General features: G+C 64.7%; 11 protein-coding genes. 3 read left to right on the forward strand and 8 right to left on the reverse strand.

Translation table 11 applies throughout. The features are described 5' to 3' along the window. Position 1: 1 nt before the first annotated feature. From K7R21_RS14945 to fabG, 8 genes are read right to left on the reverse strand one after another with little or no spacing between them, the layout of a single operon-like run. Complete coding sequence (locus K7R21_RS14945) at positions 2 to 1,597, reverse strand: HAL/PAL/TAL family ammonia-lyase (protein WP_224984085.1); 1,596 nt, start codon at positions 1,595 to 1,597, stop codon at positions 2 to 4. A gap of 33 nt (positions 1,598 to 1,630) precedes the next feature. After that, positions 1,631 to 2,944, reverse strand: coding sequence for a phenylacetate--CoA ligase family protein (locus tag K7R21_RS14950; RefSeq protein WP_224984086.1), 1,314 nt, complete (start codon positions 2,942 to 2,944; stop codon positions 1,631 to 1,633). Continuing rightward, positions 2,941 to 3,753, reverse strand: coding sequence for a lysophospholipid acyltransferase family protein (locus K7R21_RS14955; RefSeq protein WP_224984087.1), 813 nt, complete (start codon positions 3,751 to 3,753; stop codon positions 2,941 to 2,943). Before K7R21_RS14955 ends, K7R21_RS14950 begins: the two co-directional genes overlap by 4 nt. Next, positions 3,754 to 4,017, reverse strand: coding sequence for an acyl carrier protein (locus K7R21_RS14960; protein ID WP_224984088.1), 264 nt, complete (start codon positions 4,015 to 4,017; stop codon positions 3,754 to 3,756). Between the two features lies 1 nt (position 4,018). Next, a complete protein-coding gene (locus K7R21_RS14965; RefSeq protein ID WP_224984089.1) occupies positions 4,019 to 5,248 on the reverse strand; it encodes a beta-ketoacyl-[acyl-carrier-protein] synthase family protein in 1,230 nt (409 codons plus the stop codon). After that, positions 5,239 to 6,723: a phytoene desaturase family protein gene (locus K7R21_RS14970; protein WP_224984090.1), complete on the reverse strand. Its 1,485-nt coding sequence runs from the start codon at positions 6,721 to 6,723 to the stop codon at positions 5,239 to 5,241. The genes K7R21_RS14965 and K7R21_RS14970 overlap by 10 nt, the downstream gene beginning before the upstream one ends. Beyond that, on the reverse strand, positions 6,720 to 7,940 hold the full coding sequence (locus K7R21_RS20860) for a beta-ketoacyl-[acyl-carrier-protein] synthase family protein (protein WP_224984091.1): 1,221 nt from the start codon (positions 7,938 to 7,940) through the stop codon (positions 6,720 to 6,722). The genes K7R21_RS14970 and K7R21_RS20860 overlap by 4 nt, the downstream gene beginning before the upstream one ends. A gap of 36 nt (positions 7,941 to 7,976) precedes the next feature. After that, complete coding sequence (fabG, locus tag K7R21_RS14980) at positions 7,977 to 8,705, reverse strand: 3-oxoacyl-ACP reductase FabG (RefSeq protein WP_224984092.1); 729 nt, start codon at positions 8,703 to 8,705, stop codon at positions 7,977 to 7,979. A 279-nt stretch (positions 8,706 to 8,984) separates the two neighbouring features. Between fabG and K7R21_RS14985 the strand changes: the two genes are divergently transcribed. The 3 genes from K7R21_RS14985 (at position 8,985) to K7R21_RS14995 (ending at position 12,984) form a co-directional block, all read left to right on the forward strand. After that, on the forward strand, positions 8,985 to 9,818 hold the full coding sequence (locus K7R21_RS14985; protein ID WP_224984093.1) for a sensor histidine kinase: 834 nt from the start codon (positions 8,985 to 8,987) through the stop codon (positions 9,816 to 9,818). 179 nt (positions 9,819 to 9,997) lie between these two features. Next, on the forward strand, positions 9,998 to 10,357 hold the full coding sequence (locus tag K7R21_RS14990) for a hypothetical protein (RefSeq protein ID WP_224984094.1): 360 nt from the start codon (positions 9,998 to 10,000) through the stop codon (positions 10,355 to 10,357). 284 nt (positions 10,358 to 10,641) lie between these two features. Next, positions 10,642 to 12,984: a multicopper oxidase family protein gene (locus tag K7R21_RS14995; protein WP_224984095.1), complete on the forward strand. Its 2,343-nt coding sequence runs from the start codon at positions 10,642 to 10,644 to the stop codon at positions 12,982 to 12,984. The last annotated feature ends 567 nt before the right edge of the window (positions 12,985 to 13,551 follow it).

Here is a 13,551-nt window from a genome sequence, read left to right on the forward strand (position 1 = left end):
TTTACCCCTCGTGGCCCAGGTACGGGGCCAGGTCGTCCAGGAGCTGGCTCGAGAAGAGAAGCTTCCGGAAGCGGACCAGGTCCTCGTGGAAGACGCGCCGGTTGTCGTACACGGCGAAGTCCCGGTTCAGGATGGCGTAGAGCTTGCCGGTCCCGGTACCCAGGCGATCCGCGTTTCTAAACGAGAGTGCCTGCAGGTCGGCGAGCACTTCCAGGGTAAGCACGTGCTTGGCATTACTGACCGACTTGAAGGCCTTGCGCGCCGCCACCGTACCCATGCTGACCACGTCCTGGTTGGAGGCGTTGCAGGAGATGGAGTTGGTGGAGACCGGGTTGGCCAGCTGGCGGTTCTCGGCCGTGGTCGAGGTCGCCAGGTACTGGCTCCCCATGAAGCCCATGGTGAGGCCCGGGGTTCCGGGGATCAGGAACTCCGGCAGCCCCTCGTTGATGCTGCGGTCCAGGAACTTGTTGATGCGGCGCTCGGACAGGGTGCACATGGTCGCCATGGCCATGCAGAGGGAATCCATGGCGAAGCCGATGCTCTGGCCGTGGAAGTTGCCGCCGTGGATCACCTTCTTGCGCTCCGGGATGACGATCGGATTGTCATTAGAGGAGTTGGCCTCGATGGTCACGGTGCGCTCCGCCGCGTCGATCGCCTCCAGCACCGGCGCCAGCACCTGCGGCGTGCAGCGCACCGAGTAGACGTCCTGCACGTTGACGCTGGTCTCGTAGACCGGCCCGTCGGTCTCGTGGCCGCGGATGCGCTCGTGCATCTCCTTTCTCAGGGTGATGTTGCCGGAGCCGGCGTAGAGGGCGCGGATGGCGCGGGCCACCTCGAGCTGGCCGGGGTGCGGCTTGACCAGGTGCAGGTCCTCGTCGAAGGCGTCGTCGATGCCGCCGAAGATCTCCAGGGCGAAGGCGCCGGTGAACAGGGAGAGGTTCAGGATCTTCCGGGCACCGAAGAGGGCGAAGGCGGCCACCGCGGTCATGGCGGAGGTGCCGTTCATGAGGGCGATCCCCTCCTTGAAGCTGAGCGAGAAGGGGGTGATGCCGAGGCGGGCGAAGAGCGCGCCGGTGTCGTGCAACTCGTTCTGGTAGTAGGATTTCCCCTCCCCGATGATAGTGAGGGCCAGGTGCGCCAGGTGGATCAGGTCGCCCGAGGCCCCGACGGAGCCGCACTCGGGGATGTAGGGGGCGATGCCGCGGTTCACCAGCTCCTTCATGAACTCAAGGAGCTCGACGCGCACGCCGGAGTACCCCTTGACCAGGGTGTTCAGGCGCACCGCCATGACGGCGTTGGCGATGTAGGGCTTGAGTGGATCGCCCAGGCCGGCGGCGTGGCTGCGGATCAGGTTCACCTGGAGCGCTTCGATCTCGGCGTCCTCGATGATCTTGTTGCACATGGGCCCGAAGGAGGTGTTGACGCCGTAGATGATGCGGCGCGCGGCGACCTCTTCCTCGAGGAAGGCGCGGCTGGCACGGCAGCGCTCCAGGGCGGCGGCGTCAAGGGCCACCGCGCGGTCGCCGACGCCGATGGTGACGATGTCGGCCACGGTCAGGTCGGCGCCGTTCAGCGTTACTGTGGGACGGTTGGACATGGCTATCCTTTCCAGTTCGTGGTGCGCCCCGCCTCAGGCCGGCGAGGTGCGGCGGTCGAAGAAGAGTACCGGCTTTCTCTTGTCTTCCTGCATGGTCACCCTGAGGACCTCCTCGGGAGAGACCAGCACCACCTCGGGGCTGACCCGGATGGCGGCGGCGATCTTCTTGGCCACCTGCGCCGCGGTGAGGGACGAATCTGCGGTGCCCACCACCACGCGGATCCGGTCCGAGAGGGCGAACTCACTCTCGGCCTCGATGTAGAACCCCTGCACGCCGTGCATCCCCTGCAGCACGGTGGCGATGGCTGGCGGGTAGACGGTGGTGCCGCGGTACTTGAGCATCTGGGACTTCCGTCCCACCACCGGCCCGAGGCGCGGCGTGTTGCGGCCGCAGGGGCAGGGCTCGCGGTGCAGAGTGGCAATGTCGCCGGTGCGGAAACGCAGGAGCGGCATCGCGGAGACCCCCAGCGGTGTGGCGATCACCTCGCCCGGGGTGCCGTCCGGGACCGGGCGCCCCTCCTCGTCGACGATCTCCACGGCGACCAGGTCGGGGTGAAGGTGCCCTCCGAGACCGGCGTCGCAGTCGGTGAAGGAGGTGGCCATCTCGGTGCTGGCGTAGGTGCCGAAGATCCGGCAGCCCCAGGCCTGCAACAGGCGCTCCCCCAAGGGGGACAGGGCGAAATCGGGGGTGCGCACCGGCTCGCCGATGCAGATGAGCCGGGTGACACCCACTTCGGCCGGCGCGAGCCCCTCCTGCTCCAGCTTTTTCGCCAGGGCGAGGAGCAGGGTGGGGACGGCGATGATGGCGCTCGGACGGCAGTTCCTGATCAGCTCGACCAGGAGCGCCGTGGAGCTGGAGCCGCCGCGGATGACGGTGGCGCCGATCCTGGTGAGCCCCATGAAGTAGGCGAGCCCGGCCATGAAGCAGCGGTCGATGGCGGCGGCGACCAGGACGCGGTCGGCGCTGGTGATGCCCACACCCCGGAAGGAGATCTCCTCGTTGTAGGTGAGCCGTTCCAGGTCGGCGTTATTTTGCAGCATGGCGATGGGCTTGCCGGTGGTGCCGGAGGTGAGGCAGACATCGGTGACCTGGTCCTGTGCCACGGCGAGGAAATCGTCACGACACTCCTCCAGGTGGTGCTTCTCGGTGAGCGGGAGCCGGGCCAGGTCTGCCAGCGTCGCGATATCCCCCGGTGCCACGCCGGCCTGGCGGAACATGGCGCGGTAAAAGGGGGAGTGCTCCGCGCAGTAGCGCACGTGGCGGCGTAGCAGCTCCTCCTGGCGCGCGGCGATGGCGGCGGCGTCCAGGCGGGCGAGCTCGAGCCCCTTGTCGGCATTCCAGGTCATTTCGTTTTCCTCATCGCGCCAGTCTCCCCCTGCATCTCGGCCAGCGCCCGCGTCATCCGCTCGCGTACCTCGCGGCGCAGTCGCAGATGCCCGTTATGCCCGGGGAACAAGGCGGGGTCCACCGGGGGGAGCACCTTCAGGCGCACCCGGGTGGGGTAGAGCGCGAAGCGCCCCGGCGGTAGCAGGTCGCCGGTCCCGGTGATCACCAGAGGCACGATGGGGACGCCGGTCTCCTTGGCGAGCCGAAAGGCGCCGGAATAAAAGGGCTGCAGCTTTCCCGTGCGCGAGCGGTGCCCCTCGGGGTAGAAGATCACCACGCCCTTGTTGGCGAAGGTCTCCGAGCAGGTCGCCACCACGTCACCCCAATCAGCGGTTTCCACGTCGAGGTAACGGGCCAGGCGCATGAAGAGCGTGTACCAGTACATCTTGAAGGGCCACGCCCCCACGGCGAACACAATGTCGTGGAAAGGGAGCGTGGACATGTAGTAGCTGTCGAAGAAGGAGAGATGGTTCACCACCAGGATGCAGGGGCGCCCGATGCTCCCGGTCCCCTCGCTGGAAAAGCGGACGAACGGGGCGGTGATGGCGACCATGCCGTAGCCGTGGATGCTGATCAGGTGACGGGTGATCCGACCCAGGTCCCAGCCGGTGGCCAGCTTCCACAGCACCAGGCAGAGCGGGGACGCAACGATGCCGGCGACGGTCCAGAGCGCCATCAGGGGGTAGAAGGTCAGGTTGAGAAGCAGCGCCCGGAGCAGCCAGAACCTGCCGCTTTTCTCCCGGTGCCGTGGGGTTTCCTGCGACGTCACCTACCGGTCACCCTCCAGTTGGCGTTTCTTGGCGATGACGAACTCGTGGATGTCGCCCAGGGTGCGGATCTTGCGGATCGCCTCCTCCTCGCGCACCTTCATGCTGAAGGCGGTCTCCAGCACGATCACCAGGTCGACCACGTCCAGGCTGTCCAGCCCCATGTCCTCGAACAGGGTGGTCTCCGGGGTCATGGCCGCGAGGTCGTACTCGAACTCTTCCGCCAGGGAACTATTGATCTTCGCTACGATTTCCTGCTCGGTCATACTAGGCATATCTCCTCAAGATTATGGATGAATTGACGCCACCCAAGGCGAAATTGTTCTTGATCAGGGTGTCGACCCGGCGCTGGGCGACCTCCCTTTGGTGCAGCACACCGGCGCAGGCGGGATCGACCTCGTCCAGGTTGAGGGTCGGGACCAGCACCTCACGGCGCAGCATCTCCACGCAGGCGGCCAGTTCCAGGGCGCCGCTGGCGGCCATGGTGTGACCCAGGTGCCCCTTGAGGCTGCTGACCGGGGTGTCCGCGCCGAAGACCTCGGCGATGGCGGCGCACTCGGCGATGTCCCCCTGCTCGGTGGCGGTGGCGTGGGCGTTGACGTAGCCGACCTCGCCCGGCTCGATGCCGGCGTCGGCGAGGGCGAGGCGCATGCACTGGGCGATGCAGGCCGTGTCGGGGTTGGCGATGCTGCCGGGGTCGGAGTTGGTGGCGAACCCGGTCACCTCCGCCAGGATCTCGGCGCCGCGCGAAAGCGCCGAGTCAAGCGATTCAAGGAGAAGGATGCCGCTCCCCTCGCCGCAGACAATACCGTCGCGCCTGACGTCGAAGGGGCGCGGCGTCTGGTGCGGCGTGTCATTGAAGGCAGCCGAGGCTGCGTTGATGATGTCGAAGGTGCCCGACGTGAGCGGGTGGAACTCGTCGGCGCCGCCGCAGAGCATGAACTCCTGCTTGCCAAGCCCGATCATCTCGGCTCCGTAGCCGATGGCGTGGGTCGAGGTCGAGCAGGCGGCGGCGGGGGCGAGCACCCTGCCGGTCACCCCCAGGACCTGCGCCACGTTGGAGGCGCAGCTGTGGTTCATGATGTGGAAGAAGAGCGTCGACTTCATCCGCTCCAGGCTGTGGTCGGCGTTGAACTCGCGGAAGAACTCCTCCATGGTCTGCGGACTGCCGGTGGTGGAGCCGATGGAGACTCCGAGCCTGCCGCTACCGAGTTGTTCCGGGGCGAGTCCGGCCATGGCCACGGCATCCTGGGCGGCCAGGGTGGCGAAGACGGACATGCTGGACATGGAGCGGCGGAACTTGCGCGGGATCTCCATCGGGTCGACCCCGGTGACCAGCGCGGCGACCCGGGTGCGCATCCCGATTATTTCCGCGAGCGCCGGGAGTTCGACCACGCCGCTTCTTCCGGCCAGCAGTCCGTCCATGAGGTTATCGATCCCGCGCCCGAAGGGGGAAACGGCCCCGATCCCGGTGATGACCACTCTTCTCAGCAACATCCCTTCAATTCCTTTCTGATGCGGTCGTGCCCGAGCAGGGTACCGCAGGTGACCAGCCCCGAGAGCATCGCCCCCATGACCCCGGGCGACGCCACTGCCTGCCCGGACAGGAACAGGCCGGGTACCCGGGTGGCCGGTTGCGGGTTGTACTGCCCCACCATGTGCTTGACGCCGTAGAGCCCCCCGAGCGGCGTGGCGCAGTAGTCACGCACGGTGAGCGGCGTGGATGCCTCGATGCTCGCGATGTGGCCGCTAAGTTCGGGATAGGCGCTGGTGATCTGCGCCGTCAGGCGCTCCAGCGCCTGCTCCTTGTATTCCTGGTACCCGGAGGGGCGCTCGCCCCGACGTGACTGCCACGCGGCAGCCTCGCTGTAGAGGGCCGGGCAGATGCCGATGAAGCCGGCCGGGGCCGGGTCGCCGTCGCGGTACGCTGCGCTCAGGTAGAGCGCACCGTCGCCTACCGCCCGCCCCCCCAGTTCGTCCATGGCCCTCGTATCGGGGATGTAGAACCGGTTGCTCCCGGAGAGGCCGGGGATGGGCGCGTCGCAGGTGGCGAAGCAGAGCACGGCGGAAACGGTCTCCTCCAGGGAGGCGAGCCGCTTGCGGTAGACCGGGCGGAAGGCGCCTTCCGGCACCAGGTCCAGCAGCAGCTGCGGGTGGACCGTGGCGATCGCCGCGGCGCAGGGGATCAACTCTCCGTCGGCTAGGCGCACCCCGGATACCGCACCGCCGGGGGAGATCTCGATGCCAGCGGCCTGCCGCGAGCAGAGCACGGTGACGCCCAGCTCGGCGAGCCGGCTGTCGAAGGCGCGTGCCAGGCTCAAACCTCCGCCGCGGATGCCGTGCACCGACTGGTAGTAGCTCCCGGCGATGGCGGCGTGCAGGGCAAAGGGGACCTCGCGGCTGGAGACACCATATAAAAGGGTGTGCACCGAAAGCAAGCTTTTTAACAGCTCGTTACCGGTCAGGCGGTCCAGCACCTCGCGCAGGCTCGGGCCGATGACGCGCTGCAGCAGCGACTCCTGGCTCAACTCGGCGTCAAGGTTCAGGTAGGGCATGGCGCGACCCGCCGCGTCTACCTGGTCAAGGTAGCTGTCGATGGCCTCCCGCTCAGCGGGGAACGTGGCGGCAAGCCGCTCGCGCAGGTTCTCGACCCCGATGGGGAAGTTGAACTCGAAAGCGGGGTCCTGGCAGCGGATCAGGTCGAAGCCTTGCTCATCGAAGGAGAAGGTCTCGATGCGATCCGCGACGCCCAGGTAGCGCAGGAACAATTCCAGCGGCTCGCCGGGCGCGAGCCCCCCGGTGTAGTGGAAGCCGGTGTCGAAGTGGACGCCGTGGCGCGAGAAGCCGCGCAACAGCGGCGCGATGTGGGGCGCCTGTTCGATGAGCGCGACCTGGTAGCCGCTGCGGGCCAGGGTGAGGGCGCAGGTGATACCGGAGACGCCGGCACCGATGACGGCGTAGTCGTAGCTCAACGGGCGAACCTCAGCACCAGGCACGAGTTGGTGCCGCCAAAGCCGGCCGAGTTGCACAGGACGTGCTCCGGGGTGGCGCGCAGCGTCTCGGTGACGATGTTGAGCCGTGCCGAGTCCTCGTCGGGAGTGGCGAAGTTGAGGTTTTTGGCGATGAACCCCTCGCGCGCCATGATGGTGCTGTAGACCACCTGCGAGGCGCCCGACATCCAGAGCTCGTGCCCGGTCATCCCTTTCAGCGACGACACCGGCGGGGTGACCGGGCCGAACACCGCGGAGATGTTCTTCGCCTCGGCCGCGTCCCCGGCCGGGGTCGAGGTGGCGTGGGCGCAGACGTAGCCGATGTCGGCGGGGGCAAGGCCGGCGAGGGTGATCGACTGGCGCATGGCGCGCTGCAGCCCTTCGCTGCTCGGTACCGAGATGTGGTTGCCGTCGGAGGAGAAGGCGTAGCCGGCGACTTCCCCCAGGATGGTGGCGCCGCGGGCGACCGCCAGGTCGTAGCGCTCCAGTACCAGTGCGGCCGCACCGCCGCTGGGGACCAGGCCGTCGCGGCCGGAGTCGAAGGGGCGCGAGGCGCCGGCGGGGTCGTCCAGGCGCAACGAGAAGGCTCCCAGGCCGTCGAAGCTGCACATGGACTGCCAGTTGATCTCCTGTGCGCCGCCGCAGATGATGCGCTCCTGCCGTCCCATGGCGATCAGGTCTGCCCCCTGCCCCACCGCGTGCCCGCCGCTCGAGCAGGCCGAGCTGATGGTCCAGCAGGCGCCGCGGCACTTAAGAAGGGTGTTGAGGTTCATGGTGATGCAGGAGGTCATGGAACGAAAGACGTGCCCGCTGCCGATGAGCTGGGTGTCGCCGCGCTCGCGCAGAAGCTCCACCTGCTCCACGGCGGTCAGGCAGCTGGAATCGCAGCCGAAGATGAGCCCCGTCTCCGGACTCTGCACCAGCTCGTCCGGGAGGCCCGCCATGGTGAGCGCGTCCCAGGCGGCGGAGAAGGCGTGCACCGCGAAGTCGGGCATGGTCTTGGCCTGCTTCTTCGAGAGGGGGGCGCGCTGCTCGAACGCGGCGATACGCCCGGTGAGCGGGCTGCGAAAGCCCAGCCGGCTGCGCTCCTCGTCGATCACGATGCCCGAGCGCCCGGATTCGAGCGCCAGCGCGACTTCCGGTATGCTGCTCCCCAGGCAGGAAACGATCCCGATCCCGGTTATGGCTACTTTATGCACGGTTACCTCAACTGCGTGGTTGCTGTAAAAACGCCGCTACAGGTAGATGCCGCCGTTGACGGAGATCACCTGCCCGGTAATGTACGATGCCTTGTCCGAGGCGAGGAAGGAGACCACCTCGGCCACTTCCTCGGGGGTGCCCATGCGCCCGAGCGGGATCATGGGGACGATCTTCTCCTTGGGAAGCCCTGCCACCATGTCGGTCTCGATGAAACCGGGGGCGACCGCGTTGACCAGGACCTTGCGCTTGGCGGTCTCGAGGGCCAGGGCCTTGGTGGCGCCGATCAGTCCCGCCTTGGCCGCGGAGTAGTTCACCTGACCCGCCACACCGCTTTGCCCGGAGGTGGAGGCGATGTTGATCACCCGGCCGCTGCGCCTTTTCAGCATGCCGACCAGCACCAGCTTGGTCACCAGGAAGAAGCCGTCCAGGTGCACGGAAAGGACATCCTTCCACTCGTCTTCGGCCATCCAGACCATGAGGGTGTCCTTGGTGTGGCCGGCGTTGTTGACCAGCACCTCCGGGGACTCGTTTTCGAGCAGCGGTCCCAGCGTCTCCTTGACGGCGGCCGGGTCGGCGACGTCGCAGCAGAGGAGCCGGCAGGACGCCCCGGCGGCCTCGATCCCGCGCGCCACTTCAGCGGCGGCCGCGTGGTCGGACCGGTAGTTGAGCCAGATATCGAAGCCGTCGCGGGCGAGGGTCAGGGCAATGGCCGCTCCGATCCCTTTGCTCGCTCCGGTCACCAGTGCGATCTTTCTAGATGACATAAGCCGTAAACCGCCTTCAGCGTTGAAATTCGAGGTGTTGCGTGGGCAGCCTTTTATACAAGAGATTGGGCTTGCGGGCAATACAAAAGGGCTCAGGATTGGGCGGAAAACCGTGTCTGCGACAACCTTTCCCCACCAACGTGCTCCGTTTTGTATACGATTATTTGGTTGCAGTTAATCTATAAATCAATTAATGTGTTACAGCATTTTAAAGTTTTCATATTTACGGCGGCGAAGATGACTGTGTCGGTCGGAAAAGCGGATAAGAAACAGGAAGGTATGAGAAGGTCGGGCTCAGGCGCCGGGGCAGCTCAGCCGACCGCGGACATGGACATGCAGCGCCTGCCGCTGGAGCTGGAGACGCATCAGGCCGAGCTCGAGCTACAGAACCGGGAACTGCAGGCCGCCTGGGAAAAAGCCGATGAACGCGCGCACAGCCTGGACCTTGTGGTGAAGGAGCTGGAATCGTTCAGTTACGCCGTGTCGCACGATCTCCGGGCGCCCTTGCGTCACATCAACGGCTACCTGAGCATTCTTGCCCATGACTTCGACTCCTACCTGCCCGAGGAGGCGCGGCATCTGCTGGAGCGCTCGCGCCGGGCCACCAGTGACATGAGCCGGCTCATCGACGAGTTGCTCGAGCTCGCCAAGGTGAACCGCATCAAGATAAAGCCCAGCATGGTGAACCTCTCCGGCCTGGCGAAAAAGGCGATCGAGCAGCTCTCGGAAGGAGCGCCGGGTCGGCGGGTGGAGGTGGTGATCGCGGAAGGGCTCTTCGTCCAGGGGGACCCGGCCCTGTTGAACCAGTTGATGTGGAACCTCCTCGAGAACGCCTGGAAATACACCTCCACCACCGTCGCGGCCAAGATAGAAGTCGGACGGCTCATCGTTGACGACAAGCTGGTCATCTTCGTGAAAGACAACGGGGTGGGGTTCGACAGCAACTACAAAGACAACCTGTTCGATCCCTTCCAGAGGCTGCACGGCAGGGAGTTCGAGGGCAACGGCATCGGCCTGGCGACGGTACGACGCATCATCGACCGGCACCAAGGGCGGATCTGGGCCGAATCGCAAAAGGGAGAGGGGGCCATCTTCTTCTTTACCTTGCCGTAGCAAAGAACACGAAAAAATCGCGCGCAGTCAAAGGGACCACGACTATGTCTGGTCCCTTTTTCATTGCCGACTTCCAGCGAGTATCTGGCGGTGAGCCATCTCTTATTGATGTCTGTATCATTTTCTTCTATACTGGCGAGATTGTTCACCGCACACACTGCACAAGGAGGAGGTAAATCATGAATGTCGCGATAGTCCATAAAGCAAATGTGAATGACGAGGTGCTTGACGGCCTGGCCAGAGAGCTCCCTTCCATCATTTCGGAGTTGCTGGAGATCCGCGGCGGGAAGATGGCGATCCTCAAGCCGGAGCAGATCTCGCTGCAGTTCTCGCAGGCCAGTCCCCGGGACACCGGCGCGGACATTCGCCTGATCGTGCTGGCCAAAAGCCTCGGCCCCCGCACGGCGCGGGAGAACAAGCTTGCCGCTACCATCCTCGACAAGATGGTGGCACTGGTGAACGGGCTCGGCGCCGCCTGCTCCATCACGGTGCGGCTCTACCTTACCGAAATCGGTGCGGCGGAGTACCTGCCGGAGTAGTTGCTGAAATAACGCTCATAGAAACTCCATGACAAAGGGGCAGCCTGACAGGCTGGCCCTTTTTGTTTTTGAGCGCCAGGGAGGAATAACAAGAAGAAGCAACCTATGAGAAGGGATGCGAAAAATAAGACAGTCTTCTCTTTTCAAGAAAGGAGTTGTACAGAAACAACCTCTTCCTTTGTCACCATGAATTCATAAACCGCATAAAAACAACGGCTTTTAAATGGGAACGATAATTGCCTTTAATGGTTATGTAATCAGAACATGGTGAAGGAGGGATTGCTATGAGGTCGAGGCTGATAACAACTACACTGGGAGCGGTTGCGCTTGTCACAACGTCGCTGGTCACTGCCTGGGGAGGAGTATCCCCGCAGGTCCCGCTAGCGGGTTCCGCCATCCCGCAATTCGTGGACCGCCTGCCCGACCTAGACGTCATCCCGGCAGGGAGCGACCGGATCGAGCTGCGCATGAAGGAGTTCAAGAGCATGGTGCTCCCTGCGAAAACGGTCCCCGGGTACACCGGGACCTGGGTCTGGGGGTACCTGAAGCCGGACCAGGCGGCGGGGCAACTCGCTGACGGCACGGTGCCGGGGCGCCAGTCCTTCATCGGCCCGGTCATTGCCGCGACCCGCGGCGTCCCTACCGAGATGAAGTTCATCAACGACCTCCCCACCGCCAGAACGACCAGGGTGCTGGCCTACCGCTACGGCACGGACCAGACCCTGCACTGGGCCGATCCCCTGCACGGCGGCGAAAGCATGTGCGCGCACATGGCCATGCCGCCCGCACCGGGGAGCGACTGCGCGGCCAACTACGGCGAGAACTACGATGCCCCCATCCCTTCGGCGGTCCACCTGCACGGCGGCGAGGTCCCGCCGCAACTGGACGGGGGGCCGGACTCCTGGTTCACCAGCGACGGCACCAGGAAGGGCGCCTCGTTTTACAGCCGGGACGGCTCCAGCGCCTCAAACTATGCCATCTACCGTTACCCCAACAGCCAGGAAGCGTCGCCCATCTGGTTCCACGACCACACCCTGGGCGCCACGCGGCTCAACGTCTATGCCGGCCTTGCCGGCGCCTACCTGGTCGGAGATCCTGTCCGCGACCCCAAGAACCTGCCGGAGCTGGTGCCGCTGGTCGTCCAGGACCGGATGTTCGACACGGAGGGGCAGCTTTTCTTCACGGCCGGCACGGCCGGGAGCACGCTCTGGGCGCTCAACCCGGAGCACCCCTACTGGAACCCGGAGTTCGTGGGTGACGTTATCGTGGTCAACGGGAAGTCCTGGCCCTACAAGGAGGTGCAGGCAAAGCGCTACACCCTGCTGTTCCTGAACGGGTCCAATGCGCGCAGCTACGAGATGTCGCTCATCGATCCGGTGTCCAAGAATCCGGGTCCGCCGCTGTGGGTGATCGGGACCGACGGGGGGTACCTGGACCGGCCGGTGAAGATCGATCCGCAGGCTATGGGCAAATTGGTCATGCTGCCGGGCGAGCGCTACCAGGTCATCGTGGATTTCGCCGGATACCAGGCAGGCAAAATCGGCCCCAACGGCGTCGCCTACTCGGGCACCTGGCTCTTGCGCAACACGGCCAAGACACCCTATCCCGGGGGAGCTACCGCAGATGGCAATACCACCGGCAGGATCCTGCAGTTCCGCGTGACCGGCGGGGCTGTCGCGGACACCTCCTTCAACCCGGCTCCGGCCAGCGCGCGGCTCAGGGGGGGGAGCGGTCAAGGTCCCGCACTGGTGCGGCTGGTGGATCCCGCTGCCGGGACCGTGGCCCCCGGTGTGACGGTACACAAAACCAGGCAGCTTACCTTGAACGAGGTGATGGGGATGCCGCAGACGGTGACCAACCCGATCGACGGGACCCAGACTCAGTATCCGGGGGGACCGCTGGAGATCCTGGTCAACAACACCAAGTGGAACGGTAAACGCAGCACCGGAGTCGACGGGGGGATGTTCACCTTCGAACCGATCCCGGGATTTGTGGCGGACGGCACGGGGAACTTCGTTTCCGAGCGGCCCAAGGAAGGGGAAACCGAGGTGTGGGAGATCGTGAACCTTACCGAGGATGCCCATCCCATTCACCTGCACCTGGTGCAGTTCCAACTGGTGAACCGGCAGAAGTTTGATGCCAAGGCCTACGAAGCTGCCTATGCCGCGGCCTTCCCGGGTGGAGGATATGACCCCATGACCGGCTTCCCCTATCCCAAGGGCGTCTTCATTCCCGGATTCGGCCCGCCGCAGAGCTACGATGGCAACCCGGGTAACACCCGTGCGGTGGGAGGCAACCCCGACGTCGCGCTCGTGGGTAAAAACGGCAAACCGGTCTACCTGCAGTCGGCGCCCATGGCACCGCTGCCCCAGGAAGCGGGGTGGAAGGATACCGTGCTCGCCTACCCGGGGCAGGTGACCCGGATCGCGGTGCGCTGGGCTCCGACCGACCTGGCGGCGTCGACCCCGGCGAGTGCAGGCTTCTACCCCTTCGATCCCAACGGCGGTGACGGCTACGTCTGGCATTGCCACATCATCGACCACGAGGACAATGAGATGATGCGGCCGAACCAGGTGCAGCCCAACGCGGCCGCGGCGCGCAGCTACCTGATCGGGAGCGATTACTAAACCAAATCCCCCCTGTCCCCCTTTCGCAAAGGGGGACAGGGGGGATTTGATGGGTGGCCTCAATTCCGTCCAAGTCGGCTGGTCAGTGGCTCCGAAAGTTATTCGTGCCACTATGCGGCCAAGGAAACAACCGGAGGAAGGGTGTGAAGCTCCGGCTACATGTTCGAGGTGGTCCAGGTTCGGGTCACCCTGCCGCGTTGACTCCTCTGCTTCCCACCCCTCTTGCCGCCCAGCACCTTCTCCTTTCGGACACAATAAAGAAATCAGGCCCTAAGTTTGACGACGCATCGACCGATGAGAACAAAGGATAGCGACGGCGAAAAGAGGACCAGTAGCACTCTCTTGGTCGCAATTGCATTGCTTCTGCACTGTGATAGGCTTCACGACGACACAGCTATAAGTCATAACGCATAGTTAGCCCAGTATAGTTGCGGTACGTTAATTGTTTTTGTTTCTTCCTTTGTCGGTTCGTTCCGTAAGTGCCTGGTTGGTAAATGTATTAATCGTTGACAATAATAATAAAATATTAAATGATCCGTTACCGCGTCAGCGGCGTACTCGAAAATT

It is taken from the genome of Geomonas agri, from assembly GCF_020179605.1.
Lineage (GTDB): Bacteria > Desulfobacterota > Desulfuromonadia > Geobacterales > Geobacteraceae > Geomonas > Geomonas agri.

What these genes read in the sequence shown, in the direction of transcription:
- K7R21_RS14990 (WP_224984094.1), top strand. Translation starts at nt 9,998, where the DNA reads ATGAATGTCGCGATAGTCCATAAAGCAAATGTGAATGACGAGGTGCTT.
- K7R21_RS14965 (WP_224984089.1), bottom strand. Translation starts at nt 5,248, where the DNA reads ATGTTGCTGAGAAGAGTGGTCATCACCGGGATCGGGGCCGTTTCCCCC.
- K7R21_RS14960 (WP_224984088.1), bottom strand. Translation starts at nt 4,017, where the DNA reads ATGACCGAGCAGGAAATCGTAGCGAAGATCAATAGTTCCCTGGCGGAA.
- K7R21_RS14945 (WP_224984085.1), bottom strand. Translation starts at nt 1,597, where the DNA reads ATGTCCAACCGTCCCACAGTAACGCTGAACGGCGCCGACCTGACCGTG.
- K7R21_RS14995 (WP_224984095.1), top strand. Translation starts at nt 10,642, where the DNA reads ATGAGGTCGAGGCTGATAACAACTACACTGGGAGCGGTTGCGCTTGTC.
- K7R21_RS14950 (WP_224984086.1), bottom strand. Translation starts at nt 2,944, where the DNA reads ATGACCTGGAATGCCGACAAGGGGCTCGAGCTCGCCCGCCTGGACGCC.
- fabG (WP_224984092.1), bottom strand. Translation starts at nt 8,705, where the DNA reads ATGTCATCTAGAAAGATCGCACTGGTGACCGGAGCGAGCAAAGGGATC.
- K7R21_RS14985 (WP_224984093.1), top strand. Translation starts at nt 8,985, where the DNA reads ATGAGAAGGTCGGGCTCAGGCGCCGGGGCAGCTCAGCCGACCGCGGAC.